Here is a 20,089-nt window from a genome sequence, read left to right as displayed (position 1 = left end):
ATACCGCATAAAAAAACCACTATTAAGCTACACCTTAATAGTGGTCGTATACGTATTATAAGCGAAATGAAGTAAAAAATGAATAGTATTAATGAAACAATAAAGAAACAAACACAATTGAACATATGATACCGATTAAATCTGCAAACAATCCCACCTTTAGTGCATCTCCCATTTTCCTAATGCCAACTGCTCCGAAATATACTGTTAAAATATAAAAAGTTGTATCTGTACTTCCTTGCATCGTAGACGCTAATCTTCCAATAAAAGAATCTGGTCCATATGTAGCGATTAAATCAGTCGTAATACTTAAACCAGCAGATCCAGAAATCGGTCGTATAAGTGCCAGTGGAACGATTTCCGCTGGCACATGAATGATATCTAGCATCGGCTTCATTACCGATATCATTGCATCTAACGCACCTGATGCTCGAAAAATAGAAATGGATACAAGCATTCCAACCATAAATGGTAAAATAGAGATTGCAATTTGAATTCCTTCTTTTCCTCCCTCAACGAACGATTCATAAGTTGGGACTTTTTTTATTGTGCCGTATAAAAGAATAAAACCGATTACGCAAGGGATTACCCATAATGAAATCGTATTAACAATACTCACTTTTTCCGCCCCTTTCTACTCCTTCTTCGGTAAAAATAGCGGTCAATCCAAATCGCTCCAATCATCGACAACACTTGTGCAATAAATGTTACACCAACAATTTCAGTAGGATTCGCTGATTCATACGTCATCCGAATAGAAATTACAGTAGTTGGGATTAATGTGATTGCCGATGTATTTAACGCTAAAAACGTTACCATAGAACGACTCGCAGAGTCTTTCCCACCATTTAGCTCTTTCAGTTGCTCCATTGCTTTAATACCAAGTGGTGTCGCTGCGTTTCCTAATCCAAAAAAGTTTGCCATCATATTAGACAAAATAAACCCCATTGAAGGGTGATCCTTTGGTATTTCTGGAAATAGTCGTTTTACAACTGGCATAAAAAATGAGACTAATTTCTTTAATAATCCTGCTTCTTCTGCAATTTTCATTAAACCTAACCAAAACACTAAAACACTAGTAAGGCCAATGCAAATCGTTACCGCATCTTTTGACCCTTCAAAAACAGCTTTGTTTACCTCTTCCATCGTTCCGCTTACCATTGCATAAACGATCCCAATGACTGCCATCGCCACCCATACGAGGTTAACCATCTATTCCAACACCTAACATATGAGAAAAAATTTCTTTTACATTGTTCCAATACACCCCAGTTGTAGCAACTAGTTTCCGCTTACTATAAAACAAATTACGTTCTCCAACTTTTTCATTACCAACATAGACTACCGTTTTCCCCACTTTTTCACCATCTGCTAACTTTGCACTTTTATCAAGTTCAACTTTTAACAACACTTTCTTTCTTTCATCTTCTGTTAAAGGGACAGAGAAATCATTTTTTGTATATACATGATTGGCATACTTTTTTTCCTCTAGCTCAGCAAGCGCTCCTTTCCCTAAAACCTTTGTTTGCTTATATTGTTTAAACCCTTGATCAAATAAATACATATGATCGTTCCAATCGCTTGACGCATTCAATGTTACTACAATTAAATCTAGTCCATCTTTTGAAGCCGTCGTAACAAGTGTTCGTCCCGCCTTCTTCGTAAATCCCGTTTTTCCGCCTGTTGCAAATTCATAGTAAGATGTCACAAGCTTATGTTTATTTTTCCACGGATAATCCCAAGCATCTGATTTGTATGTTTTTGTCCCAAAAATCTTTTTGAACTTTTCGTTCCCCATTGCATACTTCGTTAATAATGCCATATCATATGCAGACGAATAATGAGTCCCATCTCCATCTAAGCCGTGAGGATTTGAAAAATGTGTATCTTTCATTCCGATTGCTTTCGCTTTTTCATTCATTAAATATACAAATCCGTCTATACTTCCTCCCACATTTTCAGCAATTGCTCGAGCTGCATCATTACCCGAACGTAGCATTAATCCGTAGACTAAATCTTCCAACTTCACTTTTTGTCCAGGTTTTAAATAAATGGCTGATCCTTCTACCCGAACCGCTTCATTACTAATCGAAACCATTTCTTTCATTTTCCCTGACTCCGCAGCTAGTAATGCCGTCATAATTTTCGTTATACTAGCAATTTTTTGTGGTTCATGTTCTAATTTTCCATACAGTACGCGACCAGACTTTTCTTCCATCAGTACAGCATTATGAGCACTCACATTATTCATTTGCGCATATGTAGAAGTTGGTATAACACCTGCACACATTATAAGAAGCGTAATTACAATCCAAGCTCTTCTCATATTCCCCCACGTCCTTTTGGCACTTTTTGTACAAGTGTATGCTTGGCCTTTTAAAATATGAACGAAATCTTCTTCTCTATGTCAGTAAAAAAGACGCAGAAATATGCGTCTAATACGGTGTCCATTCAATTTGTTTCGCACTTTCAAATCGCTTTTCCACATCCGGCCAATTCACAACGTTCCACCAATTTTTAATATACTCGTCTTTCCGATTTTGATATTGTAAATAATAAGCATGCTCCCATACATCAAGTACAAGTAACGGTATCGTATCCCATTGTGTAAATAATTGATGAAGGGTACTTTGTAAAATTTCTAATCTCCCCGACCGAGGCACCCATACAAGGATCGCCCATCCAGACCCCTCAACTTTCGAAGCTGCCTCTGTAAAATGTTTTTGAAAACGTAAGTAACTCCCAAAATCCTTCTCAATTTCTTGTGATAATGCGCCTCGTGGCCCCCCGCCTCCATCTTTTTTCATATTGTTCCAAAATATTGTGTGTAAATAATGTCCTGATCCATGAAAAGCTGCTTCTCTTTCCCAATGCTTTATTAAGTCAAATTTATTTGTTTTTCTCGCTTCTTCCATCATTTTCTCCGCTTTATTTAGACCTTCAACATAACTACGATGATGTTTATCATGATGCAACATCATAATTTCTCGAGAAATATACGGTTCTAACGCATTATACGGATAAGGTAATGGTGGAAGTGTGTGCCCTCCAATCGGTACAGATCGCTCACTATAACCTCTTTCATACAATTCATATTCCTCTTCTTCCTGCATAAACACTTCTTGTAAATGATGCTGAATGTGCTCTACATCGTCACTTATTTCATACATAAATTCTGCATCTGTTTCATATTCACGTTCTTTCATACGTTCTAACAACATTTGAATTTTATAAGCAAGCATATGGACATCATAAACTTCCATTGCACGGCTATCTAATACATGAAGAACACTTTCACACCAACTTTCTACTTCATGAAAGTAATCTGTAAATACACCTTGTTGACTCATGTCACACCTCCTTGATACTATCCACTTTAACTATATTCAAATTAAGCACCTTATATAACCGTACAAAAAAGGAAAAGAGGCCAATCGTACTTAGCCTCTTTTCCCTTTTTGCAGATCTATAAACACATAATAAATTTCTGTTTTTTTATTAATATTTGTGTAATATCTTTGTTTGATAATCGGTTTCATAATATTCTAGTTCCTCACGCATCGTTTGAAACTTACCTTCTAAATCCTTCATCACATTTTCAATGGACTCAGGTGGTGTTTGCTGAAAAACAATGGAATTTTTTCCTGTATATGCAGAACGACTATTTTCATACCAGTGATCACTCTTTGGCGAAAAAAACTCTGCAATTACTTGATGATAAATTTTGTACAACGTTTTTTCAGCTGCCGTTTTTCGAAATGGCTGACTATTTAGCAAAACAAAACATGCATCGAGTCCTTCTTCACAAAATACAAGAAGCCGTCTTATTGATGCCAATAACCCTTCATAATATCGTTCATTACCTGCTGGTGTCTCTTCCAATAAAGAAGGAAGTGTATGATAATTTACGTAATTAGTCATCAAAGTAATAACGTCTTCTAAAAACACGGAAACCTGTTCTGTTTGATTCTCAACCATCGAATTAGACATTTTATTATCTCCCCTTCGCCATTTTACGCTATTTCTACTCTTTTATTTTTATGTAATCCCTTCAGTATTTCTTGTACTTTTACCACTGTTGCATCATCAAAATATTGTTGAAAGTCTTCCATTATATTAATGTACAGACGCTTCTGCGTGCGAAGCTCTTTATTTTTTACTAAACAAGTAAGTGCTACAATATCTCGTAAATATATGTCTTGTTTTTCTACTTTAAAAACTGGATTTCCTTCAAACAGAGTAATTTCTTGTAAAATTTCTTCAAAATAACGGACATATAAGACAGAAAAGGTTTTCTCTTGATTATTTACTATATACTTCACTTCAGATCTATTAAAAAAATCTTCAGATGTATTAGGTTTTGCTTTCTCTAATTCATAGCCTGCATAACCTATTATAATCATCCTTCTTCCCTCTCTTTCTTCTTCCACTTTATTTTAACTTAATTTTCTGATAAGTGAAATATTCTTTTAAGTATATCTTACATAAAAAAATAGCTTTCATATACAGTAATTTACCTTTTTATTTTCCTTGAAGTTTGTCATAATAATATTATTGTCTCAGTTTTCTTACACAAGGAGAGTTGTATTTATGTCGTTTTCATGGAAACGTTTCTTGCAAATCGGGAAAATCATTTTCCCATTTGTTGTATTAACAATTGTATTCTTTCAAGCAAAAAAAGAATTATCAGGTATTTCTTTTTTGGAAGCGATCGAAACAATTAAAAACATTCCAACCGGAGGAGTCTTTTTAGCAATTACACTTGGTGCATTTGCTGTATCCACAATGTTCTTTTATGACTTTGTTATGCTTCGTTACTTAAAAGCAGATATACCCGTACAAAAGATTTTCCGCGTTTCATGGATTGCTAACACTTTAAATGGATTTATTGGTTTTGGTGGCCTCGTTGGAGCTGGCGTGCGTACAATGCTATATCGCCCACATATAAAAGAGAACGGAAAACTTATTAAAAGCATCGCTTGGATGACGACTGCCTTTATTAACGGTTTAGCAATCCTTTCATTCCTCGGCCTTATCGGAATATTAGATACCAGTTTTATTCTGCATGAAAAACCTTGGTTATGGCCTGTTCTCATCTTTTTTGCTCTGTTTGTACCTATATATATCGGTTTTTCTAAAATAAAAAATCGAAAAATAAAACGAGTAGAAGGACAAGAAGCGGAAAAAAATCCAACTGTTTTATATTCATTAGTTTCATTAGTTGAATGGCTATCTGCCGGTATCGTTATGTATGTCATCTTAATATTATTTGGAATTGATATCGATTTCCGAAAGTTTTTAGGTGTTTATGTAATCGCTGCTTTAGCCGGTGTTATAAGTCTTGTGCCTGGTGGCCTTGGCTCATTTGACCTTGTCTTCTTAACTGGATTAGGGCAATACGGCATTGATACAGGTGTCTTACTACCAGCTATGTTATTATATCGCCTTGTCTATTACATCTTACCGTTCTGCCTCGGCCTAATCTTTGCAGCCTTTGAAATGACAGGAGCGGCCCTTAAAAAAATTGAAGATAAACCATTTATTGCACCTGCTTTAGAAACAACCGGTGTTATATGGACTTTGCAACGTGATTTCTTAGGAAAATTAGGCTCATGGGCATCTGCTGCTCTAACAGTCTTTGCTGGCTTAATGGTTATCTTATCAACCATTTTACCAACGAGTATAAATCGCGCTCACGCATTACATATTTTAGCTCCAAAACATCTTATTCAATTTTCTTTTAGCTTATCGTTAACATTCGGAATCCTTCTCCTTATTCTTTCAAGAGGAATATATTATGGAACGAAACGTTCTTACTATATGACGATTGTTTCTTTAATTGGAGCGGCAATTTTTAATACGCTAAAAGGAATAGATATTGAAGAAACCTTTATTTTACTAATTGTGCTCGCTGTATTATATATGCTTCGCAAAAGATTTGTACGCGAAAAAATAGAAATTTCTCTCTCTGATGTCGTGAAAGTGTTTATCTTTTTACTACTAACATTATATTTGTATAAAAACTTAGGTATTTTATTCGCAGGAGCAAAAGAAGCTTTTAAACCTGATTTCGTCGTTCGAAACATTACACAAGTAAAACGGAGTGCACTTGCAGCAGCATTTTTTGTTCCAACATTTTTACTTATCGGTTCTCTAATCGCGAATCGTTATCGCAATGTATTTCCTGGACAAGAAGCAAACGATAAAAGACTGCAACACTTTTTAGATGAACACGGCGGAAACGTACTTAGTCATTTAGGATTTTTAGGAGATAAGCAATTTTTCTTCAGTAAAGACGGAAAAGCACTTCTTCTATTTTCAATAGCAGGAAAGCGCCTCGTTGTATTAGGGGACCCAATTGGTGATCCTTCTTCATACCGTACTGTGTTGCAAGAGTTTTTAGCTGAAGCCGATCGATTCGGATACATTTGTGTATTCTATCAAATCGAAAGTAAATGGATGAGTTTATATCATGATTTCGGTTATAACTTCTTTAAACTTGGTGAAGAAGCTGTAGTTGATTTAAATACGTTTACGATATCCGGAAAAAAACGTGCTGGCATGCGAGCTACTTTCAATCGCTTTGAACGAGAAGGGTATACATTCTCTATTCATCAACCACCGTTCTCAGATGAATTATATGAGGAGTTAAAGAAAGTATCAGATGCTTGGCTCGGTGGAAAAAAAGAAAAAAGTTTTTCACTTGGGTACTTTGATCGTGAATATATTAGTCGTGCTCCTATCGCAACTTTATCTGATACTGAAGGGAAAATCATCGCCTTTACAACATTTATGCCAGTGTACCAAAGCGGCACACTGTCTGTTGATTTAATGCGTTATTATCCAGATGCACCTGGTGGAATTATGGATGCAATCTTTATCCACTTGTTCCAATGGGCAAAAGAAAATGAATATCATTCCTTTAATATTGGTATGGCGCCGCTCTCAAACGTTGGTTTATCAACACAATCGTTTTGGTCTGAACGAGTTGCCGCTGCAATATTTAATAATGTCCGTTATACATATAGTTTCAGTGGATTACGACATTTTAAAGAAAAATATAAGCCTGCCTGGAGCGGAAAATATTTAGCATTTCGAAAAAATCATTCTCTACCGATTACAATGCTTGCTGTAACAAAATTAATAGGAAAACGAAAAAGCAGCTAACATGTTAGCTGCTTTTTCGTTTCTGAACTTGTATAACAAACTCCTTTTCATACTTCTTACCATTTAAATAAAAATTCCCCCATAGTTTATATGTTCCTTCTTCAGGGAATATAATACGATATTGTAATTGCTCATCATCATTAACTGGAACCGCATATAAAAAGTTCTCTCGCATTTCATCTACAATATAAAGATTCGCATGTTCTCCAGACCTTGAGCTAAATTTCACTTTCCCTCCCTTTTTTGCTTGAAACTGAAATGTTAATGTAGCTGCCTCATTTGGATGCAATGCCCCAAATAAAAGAGAGACTTGAAAATCATCCATTTTTTTCGTAAGTACAGTATCCATTGAAAGACTTTCTTTTTTCTTTTTATCTTCTTCGCCAAAGTTTTTCTTAGAAAATGATTCTGCTGACTTGTTGTTATCCTCATACAAAAATATAGTATACCCTTTATCTTTTGCTATATTTGAAGATAGTTTATATGATCCATTCCCGGCAAATGTAGGCTTCATTTGTTGTATATTCTTTAACTGCGCGTCTACAATAACTACGCGAATTTGATCATTTATCCCGCGGACTTCATTGTTATTTTTATTTAGCAATTGAAATGAAATATCTACTTTTTCATTTTCTTTTTTATTTTTTATATCCCATTTTACCTCTTGAATATCCCCTGTCGTTTCTGTCATCCCTTGATATTTTTTTATATAAAATCCACCTGCCACAATCAGTAATAATGTAATTAGCCCGATGACGAGATTTTTCAAAAAATCACCTACCATACTTTTTTATAAAACGTTTTCTCCTTACTATTTATTCTAGATTATGATTTATGAAATCCTTCTACTTTGCACATATTACAAATAATAAAAAGATTTTAATTGGCAGGATTCCTAGTGTATAATGCAGATGATGTTGATTTATATCAATACATAACAAGGAGGATTTTTCATGAGTGTTCATATCGAAGCAAAACAAGGCGAAATCGCTGAATCTATTCTACTACCAGGTGATCCATTACGTGCAAAATATATCGCAGAAACATTTTTAGAGGATGTAACTTGCTATAACAACGTGCGCGGCATGTTAGGTTTCACTGGAACTTATAAAGGAAAACGTGTATCTGTTCAAGGTACAGGTATGGGTGTCCCTTCTATTTCTATTTATGTAAACGAATTAATCCAGAGCTATGGCGTGAAAAATTTAATTCGTGTTGGAACATGTGGTGCGATTCAAAAAGATGTAAAAGTACGTGACGTTATTATCGCAATGACAGCTTGTACAGATTCTAATATGAACCGCTTAACATTCCCAGGATTTGATTTTGCACCAGCTGCAAACTTCGATCTTTTAAAGAAAGCTTACGATGCTGGAACAGAAAAAGGCTTACACGTTCGTGTTGGTAATGTTTTAACAGCAGACGTATTTTACCGTGAGAGCATGGACATGGTTAAAAAACTTGGTGATTACGGTGTATTAGCAGTAGAAATGGAAACAACTGCCCTTTACACACTAGCAGCAAAATATGGTGTAAATGCTTTATCTGTATTAACAGTAAGTGACCATATCTTCACTGGAGAAGAAACAACATCTGAAGAGCGTCAAACTACATTTAACGAAATGATTGAAATCGCTTTAGATGCTGCAATTCAACAATAATACACAAAAGAACTTGTCATACGTCTGGCAAGTTCTTTTCTATTTGCACATCCATCGTCTATACTTTATGTGACTTTTTATAAAAAACTACTCTAGAAAGAGACAGATTTTTAATACCTACTTTCTTTTAACGTTTGTTATAATGAAGAAACTATTTATACAACAGCATTCTTTATATGAGGTGAAAAAGTGAAAAAAAGAAGTATCGTCTTTAAACTATTTTTATTAACATCAACATTATTTACTATCATCTTCCTCCTTTTTTTCCTTGGACAATCACTATTTTTAGAGAAATTTTATATTAATAAAAAAGTGAAAACAGTCCAAACTTCTTTTGAGAAGTTTTTGGCAAATTACGAAAAAAGCGATAAGACTTCTGAAGAAATTAGGAAACTAAAACAAGAATTTCATGATAAAACAAATGCGGACATCTTATTTTTAGACTCTCATGCAATAATAAAAGGTGAAAATAATTACTATATTGAAGTTACTGATCCTTCATCTAATAAAACATTTTCTATCCCACTTAATAACATTTTAACCAATGATGAATATAGCAAATTCATAAGTTTAGGTTTAAAAAAAGACGCAATGATTAAAGTGGATGGTTATGTACAAGGAAATACAATATTTCCTCAAATAATTACTACAAATTACAATCAATGGAAAAACGACAACTTTGCTTCCGATTTCAACTCAATTGGTAGTAATCCATCTAAAAATAGACTTACAAACAGAACTAGAAATATATATCCTGTTACATTTACTGGTGTTGTATCTAAATTAGAACTCCCTTCCAAAAACGAATTTCGTCTTGCAAATAATTTAGAAACATTACAAGCTGTCCAACACTTCGCTGCAGCTAGCCAATATGGTACATCTAATTCGAATAATTTAACTACTTTTATACTAGATGCTGGAGACGAAGTTAAAAATAGTATCTTTGTACAACCTATTTTGGAAAATGGACAAATTAAAGAATATGCTTTTGCAGTAGCATCTTTACAACCAGTTAATGAGGCAATGCTCGTTTTAAAAGATTATTACGTTTATGCCTTAATTATCGTGTTTCTCGTTATTATTTTATTATCCTTTTACTATTCAAAAATCATTGTTAAGCCATTAATTAAGATGAATCGTGTCACAAAAAAAATGGCTAATTTTGATTTTAGTGAAAAATTACCTATTACAGCAGATGACGAAATTGGTGGTCTATCTGGCAGTATTAATACACTCTCTGTTAATTTAAAAGATCGCATTGATCGATTAAATGTAGCAAATACAAAACTACAACAGGATATAGAACGCGAGCGTCAGCTGGAAAAAACCAGAAAGGAATTTATTTCTGGTGTATCTCATGAATTAAAAACACCACTCAGTGTTATTAGAAGTTTCGCTGAGGGTATTAAAGATGGCGTTAGCAAAGATACGACATACTATACCGATGTTATTTTAGAAGAAACAGAAAATATGAATCGACTCATCGTCGAAATGTTGGAATTAGCAAAGTTAGAATCTGGTACGTATAAACTAGAGATGACTACCTTTTCAATCGGTGAACTCGTTCAACAAGTATATACAAAATTATTATTTAGTCTGGAAGAAAAACATTTACAAGTAGACATTAATTTGGATCCTTCAATATACGTCGAAGCAAATCGTAATCGAATTGAACAAGTAGTTGTGAACTTACTTAGCAACGCTATTCGCTATACACCTAATGGCAAGGAAATTAAAATTCGCGTTATAGAAGTAGAAGAAAAAGTGAGAATTGAAATTGAAAACACTGGTAACCCTATTCCAGAAGAAAGCCTTGAAAAAATTTGGGATCGCTTCTATCGTTTAGATGCTTCCCGAAGTCGTCATACTGGAGGTACTGGACTCGGTTTATCTATTGTGAAAAACATTTTAGAACTTCATCACGCTGAATACGGTGTGTATAATACAGAGGATAGCGTTATATTTTATTTTAATTTACAAAAAGTAAAAGAAGTCAAATAATTTGTCTTAATTTCACTAGGAGTTCACATGAAATTCACACTCTCCCTTTATAGTAAGAACCAAGTTAATCCTTTCCTTTACACATATAAAAGAGGAGAGTGCGTGAAATGAAACAAGCAGGACAACCTATTCAAAACGAAAAACAATTAGAAACAATCAAAAATATACTTTTACAATCTTCGAAACGTGATGGCTTATTATTCGTATTAGCTGTAAATTCTGGCTTAAAAGTAAGTGAAATCTTACAATTAAAAGTCGGCGATGTAATTGATGAAGACGAAAATGTTCGCCATTCCATTTTATTTTACAATGAAAAAGTAAAGAAACATAAATGGTTCGCTGTAAACGAAGATTTACAGCATGCAATCGAAGACTATATGAAAGAACGTAAAATTTGGAAACGAAATGAGCCATTATTAAAGTCTCAAAAAGGGACAAAGTCTATTACAAGACAACATGCATGGTACATTTTAAACAAAGCTGCAAAAGAAGTTGGATTAGAAGGGATTAGCTCACATACACTTCGAAAAACTTGGGGATATTGTGCATACAAATCTGGTGTTGATATCGCATTTTTACAACACTTCTTTGATCATAGTACTCCATCAAAAACTTTAAAGTATATCGGTATTGCATAAAAACAAACATAGTTCTTATACATAAAAAAGGTTACCAAGCTTATAATTGGTAACCTTTTTTATGTTTCATATTCTCTTTTCTTGTTTCTCCTATATGGTAGTGGTACTCTAATATTAAGGGGGAGAAATTATGAACACACTAACTATTGAATTACCAAAAGAAACGGCTGAAAAACTCAATTTATTAAAGCAAGCGTATCAAAAGAAAACAGGTGCTGCCATTTCTGAAAGCACACTCGTTCAAACACTTATCTCAAAAGAGTTCATCCAAGAGATAACTCCTTTTGATTTACAACAATATGTAACTGGAAAATAACAGCGTTAATCGCTGTTATTTTTTTATTTTTCTCTTTCTATCCAAAATACAAAAGAAGTTTTTTATTTAATTTCCGAAAAACTATTGACAATGATAATGATAACCATTATCATTTATTACGAAGCCAACAATTGATGAATCAACCAAACGCTCAGTAACATTGTTACCCCTCTTTTTCATATAGAAAACCACTGTACATTCCCCCTGTTTGTACAGTGGTTTTCTTTTTTTCATTTATTCAAATAAATTAAGTTGCTCAGGCTTAGGTTCGCCATATGTAATATTCATCATTTCCATCAATTGTTTCGCATTATCCGCTGCGTCCCCGCCAGAATTATTATTAAACAATACATATATATCTTTCGTCTTCTTCTTCAGTATTTCTAGTCTTTCCACCCATTCTTCTAGTTCTTTTTTATTGTAACGATACAAACAGCGAACAGCTCTCCAATTTTCTCCTTTATCAAGCCATCCATGAACATTACGACCATGAAAACGTATTAATGCTATTTCAGGATGCGTTGCTTCTAATACAAGTGGCACAGATCCGATTCCAGCCTGTGGTTCATCACAAATCGTATGAATCCACTTTTCTTGTTCTAGAAATTGCAACGTTTTATCATGCATATTAGAATCAAACCATGTTTGATTTCGGAATTCTATTGCACAAGGTAAACCTTTCATTTTTTCTTTTGTATAACGCAGTAAATCTACATTTTTCTTCTTGCAATCAAACCAGGGTGGATATTGAAACAAAATTGTTTGTAGTTTATGAGCTTCTTGAAGTGGAAGAATCGATTGTTTAAATACATCGAACATTTCATCAATGTTTGAAAATGGGATTTCCCCTTGCATATGTCCTGTCATTCCTTGGTATGCCTTTACAATAAAAGAAAAGTTTTTTGGTGTTTCACTCGCCCATTTTATATAATTCCGGACTGGTTGCATCGCATAAAATGAACTATCCACTTCTACAATCGGAAAATACTCGCTATACGTTCGTAATTTATTTCTATTTTCATAGGAATCTGCATATAACGAATCATGATCTCCCCATCCTGTTAATCCAATGGAAAGCAAATGAATTCCTCCCTTCTCATATTCTCATTAATTTCATTCTAGCCATCCCTCAAAGTTTAATTCAAGTAGTTTTATAAAGGGTACCTTTATGAAAGAGTCTTTTTATAAAAATATGATATACTAGATGGAAGAATTTTTAAATTAAGGAGTTATTTATATATGCTTCAAGAGGATACTATTTTATCTCATGAAAATCAAATAAAAGAATTGGAAAATAAAGTGCGTTTTTACGAAGAATTAGTAAACCAATTACCACATCATTTCACATATAGAAACCCGCAGTTTGGTTTACAAATAGAAAAAACAAAAACATCTCATTCTATCTGGCCTATACAAAAAGAAGATAAGAATCCTATCTTTAAGCTTACTTGTGATTCCTTATTTTTATTTGAACAGCTAGAAAAGCATTTTGTTCATATTTTTGACGCCTTTTCACATCATGTCACTTTTATTAATAATCAAGGTATCATTACATTGTGTAATCAAGCTGCAGCAGATGACTTTGGTGTAGTGCGAAGTTCTATAATAGGTAGACCTATTCAAGAATTGTTAAACTTGCCCGTGGAAAAAATTAAAGCTATCGAAACATTAAAGACTGAAACTGAAATATATAATGAGGAAGTTCTAGATAAAAACTATGGTATTATAAACAACAGAATCATTCGTGATTATAATGGAGAAATTTTTCGCATTATCAGTGTCTTTCATTATTTAAATACAGAACGTGATGCAGAAAAATTTGCTTTAGCTGGCCGAATTGCAGCAGGTATTGCTCATGAAGTTCGTAATCCTCTTACAACAGTACGTGGATATTTACAATTTTTACAGGAAAGCGTCTCTTCTTCTAATAAAAAATTATTTGAAAACTTGCTAATCCCTGAATTAGACCGGGCCAATAGCATTATTACAAAGTTTTTATCTATCTCAAAAGCACATGAATTTAAAAGGGAACCATTTCCTATCAATACGTTTTTACAGGAATATATTCAACAATTACTCGCTAGCGAAGTCTTTTTGCACAATATTTCTATTGAATACAATTTATCTTCTGAACTAGATAACATACTTGTAAATATTGACCGACATGAACTCGTTCAAGTTTTCTTAAACTTATTCCAAAACGCTGTCGATGCCCAAGGTGCTACACCTCTATCCATTCAAATTACTAGCCATCGTTTAGATAATTTCGCTCGTATTACATTTCAAGATAATGGAACTGGCATCCCTCCAGCAATTCAAGAATATATATTTGATCCTTTCTTTTCTACGAAAGATTCAGGAACTGGACTCGGATTATCAGTAACAAAAAAAATTATTCAAAATCATAATGGCACTTTAAAAGTCTCTAGTGATAAAAACGGTACAACCTTTATCATTTCCATTCCATTATCACAAAAAAAAATCAAACTATAAGATAGCTATATAAAATTAGTGGGATGAGGAGTCCCACTAATTTTATTATTTTGCTTCTTAAAATCTCCAGACCTTTCTCACATCAAAATTTTCCTCCTATACTATCCTTCCTGGCTACCACGTACATATTAATTTTCTTTCCCTCTCCTTTACCATCTGTTATTACATATAATGACAAGTATTCAATTATCAGCTACCGTTTCTATGAAAATCTGCCTAACGTAGGCTACTGCCTAAAAAACAAATAGTAAAACTATATAACATTTCACCCACTTATTTCACTTGTTCTAAACCAATAGGTGAAGTTCTTATTTTTGAATACGTAGTAGTTTATCCATCACTAATCAAGATTCATTTTCATTTTATTATATTGACGGTTCTTTATTTTTAATAGAAAGGAATGAAAAGATGTACAACAATAACAACAAAAGCAAAATTTTTTTTGGCAATAGTGCTCAAGGTTCTACTGGGGCGACTGGCTCTACTGGGACGACTGGCTCTACTGGGGCGACTGGCTCTACTGGGGCGACTGGCTCTACTGGGGCGACTGGCTCTACTGGGGCGACTGGCTCTACTGGGGCGACTGGTTCCGCTGGGGCGACTGGCTCTACTGGGGCAACTGGCTCTACTGGGGCAACTGGCTCTACTGGGGCGACTGGTTCCGCTGGGGCGACTGGCTCTACTGGGGCGACTGGTTCCGCTGGGGCGACTGGAACTCCAATCCCTGTAACTATGGCTGTAATAGGAAACACAAACCCGCAAACTATATCTCCAGGAACCAATATCCAATTCAATGAAGTATTCGAGTTAACTAATATCGCTTTTAATGATGGTACAGATACTTTTACAATTTTAGAAACAGGAGTATATAATATTAGTTTCTCTGCATCTACAACTTTCCCAGGCTCTTCACCATTTGGTTTTGGAATTTCATTTAATGGTCAAGCACCTACTCGTAATTTTTCAACTAACGTGATTGGTAGCTCTGTTTCCTTCTCAACAATTTTTACTTTAACAGCTAGTACAATAATTTCTGTACAGCCTATAGCAAATACTATTTCTATTCCTAATACAGGTGAAACAACAGCTATACTATCTGTTTACCGAATTTACTAAATTCCATTTTTAAACATATTTCTCGAATAGTCAAGCATATTTATTATAGTGAGAATTGTTTTGATTGCTTCACTCTTTAAATCTCTCTTTATATAGAAAGGAGCACTTATTTGGGAGGATAAGCGCTCCTTCTTTACGTTTCTTTACCTCAAATTAACTCTAGCTTAATGCTAATTTTGTATGATAAATAATGAAGACAAAGACATGAAAGAGGGATGAAAATGAGAGTTATATCATCAGCACGTTTTTGGGTCGCTCTTATGTTATGTATCATTTTATGTTTAGGACTTTTGTTAACTTTAAAGTACTCAACCATTTCAAAAGCTGAGGAAACTCACCAGACAATTCCATATGAACTTTTATATACTAAACAAAATACAGTCCCTATTTCATCTTCCACACATAATGAGAAAAAGGTTGTAAAGGGCATGATTGTTACAGAAGCTTCTAATTATGAAGACCTACTTCAAATCGCAGAGGTAATTAAAAATCAATATAAAAACAAAGAAATTAACGAAGTAATATTTTCTATTCACAATAAAAACAATGGAAAATATGACGAAGATTTACCTTATGAGCCTATTGGTAAAGGAATCATTACTGTCACTTATGATTCGATCTCCTTAGGAAAAAGTAACGTTATCCTCCATAAATAAAGTTGTTGATTTTTCCATATAAAAAAGAGGCGAATCTCATTATTCGCCTCTTTTTTCCTTACCAAAATGGAATCCATTCTTTTACTTTATCAATCCATTCTTTTTGCTGTTGTTGTCTTTGTTGTTCCTCTTCTTTTCTTCTTTTTTCTTCTTCTTTTCTTCTTTTTTCTTCTTCTATCGTCTTTAACTGTTTTGTATAGTCTACTTCTGATATTAAAGATAATTGAAATGCTTTTTGAGCTGGGTTTCCAGCAGCTTTCTTCATAATATCTCGGAACATTGTCGTCGTAATTTGACTTCCACCCGGCACGTAATGTTCACTATCCGTCTTATCATATCCCACCCAAATCGCACCAACTAAATCGGGTGTATATCCAACAAACCAAGAATCTTTTGCGCCAGTGCTTGGCCCGCTTACAAGCTGAGTAGTTCCTGTTTTTCCGGCTGTATCAATATTATTAACTTTTGCTTTTTCACCTGTTCCTTTTTCAACAACACCTTTTAATAAGTATGTCATCTTTTGAGCGATTTTTTCACTGGTCACACGTGTTTCTTTTTTATACCATTTCCCAACGGTTTCACCTTCAGCATTTTGTATCTCTCTAATTGCGTGAGCTTCTACTTGTACACCATCATTCGCGAATGTAGCATAAGCTTGAGCCATTACAAAAGGAGACGTTCCAGTATGCATTCCCCCTAAAGCAATCGGATACGTACGATCTTCCTGTTCTAACGGAATGCCAAATCTTTCTAATGATTTCAAACCTTTATCTAATCCAATCTGTTCTAGAAGCCAAACAGCTGGTACATTATAAGATTTTGCCACTGCTTCATACATGGTGACATCACCGTGAAAAGTATGATCGCTATTTTGCGGTTGGTACTCCTTAATATTAAACGGTTCATCTTTTAGTACATCATATACTTCATATCCTTGTTCTAAAGCTGGTACATACACCGCAAGCGGTTTTAATGTTGATCCAGGTTGTCTTTTCAATTGTGTTGCATGATTAAATTGTAAAAATTGATAAGGACCTCTCCCACCTACTAAAGCAGGAACTCCACCAGTTTTTGGATTCATAAGAACAACTCCAGTTTGCATGAGCTGACCTGAATTACTGCCTTTAAAGTAATTATCATTATTAACAACATCTTCTACTGCCTGTTGTTTTTTCGGATCAAGTTCTGTATAAATACGGTAGCCACCTGCTAAAATTTCATTTTGCGTTAATTCATACTTCTCCATCGCTTCCCTTACAATATAATCTACATATTGAGAATATTTCCCTTTATATTTATCATCAACACCACGCCGCAATACAAGTCCTGTTTCTTTCTCCTTCACATACTGTTCTTCCGAAATATACCCTTGTTCTTTCATTAAACTTAATACGACGTTACGCCTTTCAATTGATTTATTAAAGTTTTTATAAGGCGAATACGTAGATGGTGCTTTAATCAATCCAGCTATCGTTGCAGCTTCTCCTATTGTTAAATCCTTTACTTCTTTATCAAAATAAGATTTGGCTGCCTTTTTTATCCCCCAAGCACCTTCACCAAAATAAATTTGATTCATATACATTTCCATAATTTCATCTTTTGTATAAGTACGCTCTATTTTCTTCGTTAAAAAATATTCTTTAAATTTCCGCGAAAACGTACGCTCTTGCGTTAAAAACACATTTTTTGCCAGCTGCTGTGTAATTGTACTTCCTCCTGCAACAACTTCCCCAGCTGTAATATTTTTTAATACTGCACTTATAATTCCACTATAGTAAATGCCATGATGACTAAAGAACTCCTTATCTTCTACCGCTACAACTGCTTGAATCATAATGTCCGGTATATCTTTTCTTCTAATGCCTTCTGTTTTTGAAGATGATAACTTCGCTGCCACTTCATTATTTGCATCGTAAATTAAAGTTGGTTGTGGGACAGCTTGTTTTAATTCGGATATATCTTGAATGGAAATTATTATATTTACAGCTACAAATAGCGTAATGAACAAACTAGCGAAAACAATTAATGAATTGCGTAGTTTCTTCCTATTGTTGAACCACTCAAGCATTTTCTTGAAATGAGTGCTCTTCCATTTCATTTATTCACTTCCTTTATTATGTTTACACCTTTTTAGAAAAAGGAAGAAACTCCCTCCTTTTAAATTCATTATGATAACGCAATAGCTTATGAAGTGTAAAGCATTTCTTTTACATTCATACTTTTTACAAGAAAAGGACATTCTACAAGTAAGATATTCATTATTCATCATTAATATTATTAATACAACAACATGAGTTATGTTAAGTTTTTGTAAACTTTTCGATAAAATGTTTTAAAAACCGACAGTTTTTTGTTAGAATTGATTAGCCAATATATTTTACATATATTACTTTTGTGGGGGTAACAATAATGGTCTTTAAATCAAAAAAAGATAAGTTTTCTGAAATGTTAATGAATGTTTCCGAAAATTTAAAAGAAGGCGCGCAGTTTTTCGTGGAGTATAAAATTAAAAATGCTAGCGATTTAAAAGAATTTTCTATGCGCATGAAAGAATATGAGTCAAAAGGTGACTCATTTATTCACGAAATCATTATGGAGCTAAACAAAGCATTTATCACTCCTATTGAACGTGAAGACATCCTACAGCTTGCAATGAGTATGGATGATGTATTAGACGGATTAGATCACAGTGCTGGTTTATTCGAAATGTATTCTATTACAGAGGCTGATGAATACATGATTAAGTTTGTAGAGGCAATTAATCAATGTGCGATTGAAATTGCACACTCTGTTGAACTAATGTCTAATAAGAAATTAGTCGATATTCGTACAAATGCAATTAAAATTAAGGACTACGAGTCACAATGTGATGACATTCGTCGCCATGCCATTAAGCACTTATTCTCTCGTGAGAAAGATCCGATTAAGATTATTCAATTTAAAGAGATTTATGAAGAGCTTGAAGAAGTAGCTGATAGCTGTCAAAGCGTTGCAAACGTATTAGAAACAATCATTATGAAGAACGCGTAAGGAGTTTGATCATGGATACACTCTTGATACTGACCGTTTTAGTAGTCATTTGCGCTTTAGCTTTTGACTTTATCAATGGATTTCACGATACAGCAAACGCTATTGCAACGGCTGTTTCAACGAAAGCTCTAAAGCCTAGACATGCAATTATTATGGCAGCTATTATGAACTTTTTAGGTGCGATGACATTTACAGGTGTAGCAAAGACTATTACAAAAGATATCGTTGACCCATTTGCCTTGCAAAATGGTTCTCTTGTAATTTTAGCTGCTTTGCTTGCAGCAATAGCTTGGAATTTGATTACTTGGTACTATGGTATTCCAAGTAGTTCTTCCCATGCGATTATTGGCTCCATCGCAGGTGCAGCAATTGCTGCTGCTGGTATTAGCGCATTAAACTATAAAGGGTTTATAAAAATTATTGAAGCTTTAATCATTTCACCGATTATTGCTTTTGTTATTGGTTACATCGTATATAGTATTTTTAAAGTGGTCTTTAAAAACTTTAATTTAACGAAAACGAACAAGAACTTCCGTATATTCCAGATTTTCACCGCTGCATTACAAGCTTATACGCACGGTACAAATGATGCTCAAAAGGCAATGGGAATCATTACGATGGCTCTTATGGCAAATAACTATCATACTTCTAGTGACATCCCGTTCTGGGTACAATTAGCTTGTGCAATCGCAATGGGTCTTGGTACTTCTGTCGGTGGATGGAAAATTATTAAAACTGTCGGTGGACAAATTATGAAAATTCGTCCTGTAAATGGTGTAGCTGCCGATTTATCATCATCACTTGTTATTTTCGGCGCAACATTCATTCACTTACCGGTTAGTACGACGCACGTTATCTCTTCTTCTATTTTAGGGGTTGGTGCTTCTCATCGTGTGAAAGGTGTAAAATGGGGAACTGCGAAACGCATGTTAATTACATGGGTTATTACACTTCCTATTTCCGCTTCTTTAGCTGCTTTATTTTACTACTTATTACACTTAATCTTTTAAT

Annotated in this window: 19 protein-coding genes; 10 read left to right on the top strand and 9 right to left on the bottom strand. The window is 34.2% G+C overall.

All coding sequences use genetic code 11. From position 1 onward, the window contains the following. Positions 1-88: 88 nt before the first annotated feature. The 6 genes from spmB to DJ93_RS19985 form a co-directional block, all read right to left on the bottom strand. Positions 89-619, bottom strand: a complete 531-nt coding sequence (gene spmB / locus DJ93_RS20010) for a spore maturation protein SpmB (protein WP_042982799.1) — start codon at positions 617-619, stop codon at positions 89-91. Next, on the bottom strand, positions 616-1,212 hold the full coding sequence (gene spmA, locus DJ93_RS20005) for a spore maturation protein SpmA (RefSeq protein WP_042982798.1): 597 nt from the start codon (positions 1,210-1,212) through the stop codon (positions 616-618). The genes spmB and spmA overlap by 4 nt, the downstream gene beginning before the upstream one ends. After that, positions 1,205-2,326 (bottom strand): D-alanyl-D-alanine carboxypeptidase family protein, encoded by a 1,122-nt coding sequence (locus tag DJ93_RS20000; RefSeq protein WP_042982796.1) that lies wholly within the window; start codon positions 2,324-2,326, stop codon positions 1,205-1,207. Before DJ93_RS20000 ends, spmA begins: the two co-directional genes overlap by 8 nt. 109 nt (positions 2,327-2,435) lie before the next feature. Continuing rightward, positions 2,436-3,350, bottom strand: coding sequence for a superoxide dismutase (locus DJ93_RS19995; protein WP_042982795.1), 915 nt, complete (start codon positions 3,348-3,350; stop codon positions 2,436-2,438). Between the two features lie 148 nt (positions 3,351-3,498). After that, a complete protein-coding gene (locus tag DJ93_RS19990) occupies positions 3,499-3,990 on the bottom strand; it encodes a YpuI family protein (protein WP_042982794.1) in 492 nt (163 codons plus the stop codon). Positions 3,991-4,013: 23 nt separating this feature from the next. Further along, a complete protein-coding gene (locus DJ93_RS19985) occupies positions 4,014-4,403 on the bottom strand; it encodes a hypothetical protein (RefSeq protein ID WP_042982792.1) in 390 nt (129 codons plus the stop codon). A gap of 187 nt (positions 4,404-4,590) precedes the next feature. Here DJ93_RS19985 and mprF point away from each other — a divergent pair, with 187 nt between their 5' ends. Then, on the top strand, positions 4,591-7,167 hold the full coding sequence (mprF, locus tag DJ93_RS19980) for a bifunctional lysylphosphatidylglycerol flippase/synthetase MprF (protein WP_042982791.1): 2,577 nt from the start codon (positions 4,591-4,593) through the stop codon (positions 7,165-7,167). 4 nt (positions 7,168-7,171) lie between these two features. Here the strand turns inward: mprF and DJ93_RS19975 are convergent, their stop codons facing one another. After that, positions 7,172-7,951, bottom strand: coding sequence for a hypothetical protein (locus tag DJ93_RS19975; protein ID WP_042982790.1), 780 nt, complete (start codon positions 7,949-7,951; stop codon positions 7,172-7,174). 169 nt (positions 7,952-8,120) lie between these two features. Here DJ93_RS19975 and deoD point away from each other — a divergent pair, with 169 nt between their 5' ends. The 4 genes from deoD to DJ93_RS19955 all read left to right on the top strand — a co-directional run bounded on the left by deoD (position 8,121) and on the right by DJ93_RS19955 (position 11,783). Further along, positions 8,121-8,828, top strand: coding sequence for a purine-nucleoside phosphorylase (deoD, locus tag DJ93_RS19970; RefSeq protein WP_000110707.1), 708 nt, complete (start codon positions 8,121-8,123; stop codon positions 8,826-8,828). 189 nt (positions 8,829-9,017) lie between these two features. Then, on the top strand, positions 9,018-10,829 hold the full coding sequence (locus DJ93_RS19965) for a sensor histidine kinase (protein WP_042982788.1): 1,812 nt from the start codon (positions 9,018-9,020) through the stop codon (positions 10,827-10,829). Positions 10,830-10,936: 107 nt separating this feature from the next. After that, complete coding sequence (locus tag DJ93_RS19960) at positions 10,937-11,467, top strand: tyrosine-type recombinase/integrase (protein ID WP_042982787.1); 531 nt, start codon at positions 10,937-10,939, stop codon at positions 11,465-11,467. Positions 11,468-11,597: 130 nt separating this feature from the next. Further along, complete coding sequence (locus DJ93_RS19955) at positions 11,598-11,783, top strand: DUF3924 family protein (RefSeq protein WP_042982786.1); 186 nt, start codon at positions 11,598-11,600, stop codon at positions 11,781-11,783. Between the two features lie 234 nt (positions 11,784-12,017). Here DJ93_RS19955 and DJ93_RS19950 read toward each other — a convergent pair whose 3' ends face one another. Next, positions 12,018-12,863 carry a DUF72 domain-containing protein gene (locus DJ93_RS19950; protein WP_042982784.1) on the bottom strand — a complete coding sequence of 282 codons (846 nt, stop codon included), beginning with the start codon at positions 12,861-12,863 and terminating at the stop codon, positions 12,018-12,020. Between the two features lie 159 nt (positions 12,864-13,022). On the opposite strand from DJ93_RS19950, the gene DJ93_RS19945 reads away from it, so the two are divergent. The 3 genes from DJ93_RS19945 to DJ93_RS19935 all read left to right on the top strand — a co-directional run bounded on the left by DJ93_RS19945 (position 13,023) and on the right by DJ93_RS19935 (position 16,048). Further along, positions 13,023-14,276 (top strand): ATP-binding protein, encoded by a 1,254-nt coding sequence (locus DJ93_RS19945; RefSeq protein ID WP_042982782.1) that lies wholly within the window; start codon positions 13,023-13,025, stop codon positions 14,274-14,276. 408 nt (positions 14,277-14,684) lie between these two features. Continuing rightward, a complete protein-coding gene (locus DJ93_RS19940; protein WP_080743538.1) occupies positions 14,685-15,392 on the top strand; it encodes a Gly-Xaa-Xaa repeat protein in 708 nt (235 codons plus the stop codon). A gap of 221 nt (positions 15,393-15,613) precedes the next feature. Next, the gene (locus DJ93_RS19935; RefSeq protein ID WP_042982781.1) at positions 15,614-16,048 is read left to right on the top strand and encodes a hypothetical protein; all 435 of its coding nucleotides are present in this window, start codon (positions 15,614-15,616) and stop codon (positions 16,046-16,048) included. A gap of 58 nt (positions 16,049-16,106) precedes the next feature. Here the strand turns inward: DJ93_RS19935 and DJ93_RS19930 are convergent, their stop codons facing one another. Continuing rightward, positions 16,107-18,146 (bottom strand): transglycosylase domain-containing protein, encoded by a 2,040-nt coding sequence (locus DJ93_RS19930; RefSeq protein ID WP_042982780.1) that lies wholly within the window; start codon positions 18,144-18,146, stop codon positions 16,107-16,109. A gap of 311 nt (positions 18,147-18,457) precedes the next feature. Here DJ93_RS19930 and DJ93_RS19925 point away from each other — a divergent pair, with 311 nt between their 5' ends. Both DJ93_RS19925 and DJ93_RS19920 read left to right on the top strand, forming a co-directional pair. Then, the gene (locus DJ93_RS19925; RefSeq protein ID WP_042982778.1) at positions 18,458-19,078 is read left to right on the top strand and encodes a DUF47 domain-containing protein; all 621 of its coding nucleotides are present in this window, start codon (positions 18,458-18,460) and stop codon (positions 19,076-19,078) included. Between the two features lie 11 nt (positions 19,079-19,089). Next, the gene (locus tag DJ93_RS19920) at positions 19,090-20,088 is read left to right on the top strand and encodes an inorganic phosphate transporter (RefSeq protein ID WP_042982777.1); all 999 of its coding nucleotides are present in this window, start codon (positions 19,090-19,092) and stop codon (positions 20,086-20,088) included. The last annotated feature ends 1 nt before the right edge of the window (position 20,089 follow it).

This window comes from Bacillus clarus (genome assembly GCF_000746925.1).
Classification (GTDB): Bacteria; Bacillota; Bacilli; order Bacillales; family Bacillaceae_G; genus Bacillus_A; species Bacillus_A clarus.
Note: the sequence above shows the minus strand (reverse complement) of the source record. Positions and strands in the feature narration are given on the sequence as shown.

What these genes read in the sequence shown, in the direction of transcription:
- spmA (WP_042982798.1), bottom strand. Translation starts at nt 1,212, where the DNA reads ATGGTTAACCTCGTATGGGTGGCGATGGCAGTCATTGGGATCGTTTAT.
- DJ93_RS20000 (WP_042982796.1), bottom strand. Translation starts at nt 2,326, where the DNA reads ATGAGAAGAGCTTGGATTGTAATTACGCTTCTTATAATGTGTGCAGGT.
- DJ93_RS19995 (WP_042982795.1), bottom strand. Translation starts at nt 3,350, where the DNA reads ATGAGTCAACAAGGTGTATTTACAGATTACTTTCATGAAGTAGAAAGT.
- DJ93_RS19990 (WP_042982794.1), bottom strand. Translation starts at nt 3,990, where the DNA reads ATGTCTAATTCGATGGTTGAGAATCAAACAGAACAGGTTTCCGTGTTT.
- DJ93_RS19985 (WP_042982792.1), bottom strand. Translation starts at nt 4,403, where the DNA reads ATGATTATAATAGGTTATGCAGGCTATGAATTAGAGAAAGCAAAACCT.
- mprF (WP_042982791.1), top strand. Translation starts at nt 4,591, where the DNA reads ATGTCGTTTTCATGGAAACGTTTCTTGCAAATCGGGAAAATCATTTTC.
- DJ93_RS19975 (WP_042982790.1), bottom strand. Translation starts at nt 7,951, where the DNA reads ATGGTAGGTGATTTTTTGAAAAATCTCGTCATCGGGCTAATTACATTA.
- deoD (WP_000110707.1), top strand. Translation starts at nt 8,121, where the DNA reads ATGAGTGTTCATATCGAAGCAAAACAAGGCGAAATCGCTGAATCTATT.
- DJ93_RS19960 (WP_042982787.1), top strand. Translation starts at nt 10,937, where the DNA reads ATGAAACAAGCAGGACAACCTATTCAAAACGAAAAACAATTAGAAACA.
- DJ93_RS19955 (WP_042982786.1), top strand. Translation starts at nt 11,598, where the DNA reads ATGAACACACTAACTATTGAATTACCAAAAGAAACGGCTGAAAAACTC.
- DJ93_RS19945 (WP_042982782.1), top strand. Translation starts at nt 13,023, where the DNA reads ATGCTTCAAGAGGATACTATTTTATCTCATGAAAATCAAATAAAAGAA.
- DJ93_RS19940 (WP_080743538.1), top strand. Translation starts at nt 14,685, where the DNA reads ATGTACAACAATAACAACAAAAGCAAAATTTTTTTTGGCAATAGTGCT.
- DJ93_RS19935 (WP_042982781.1), top strand. Translation starts at nt 15,614, where the DNA reads ATGAGAGTTATATCATCAGCACGTTTTTGGGTCGCTCTTATGTTATGT.
- DJ93_RS19930 (WP_042982780.1), bottom strand. Translation starts at nt 18,146, where the DNA reads ATGAAATGGAAGAGCACTCATTTCAAGAAAATGCTTGAGTGGTTCAAC.
- DJ93_RS19925 (WP_042982778.1), top strand. Translation starts at nt 18,458, where the DNA reads ATGGTCTTTAAATCAAAAAAAGATAAGTTTTCTGAAATGTTAATGAAT.
- DJ93_RS19920 (WP_042982777.1), top strand. Translation starts at nt 19,090, where the DNA reads ATGGATACACTCTTGATACTGACCGTTTTAGTAGTCATTTGCGCTTTA.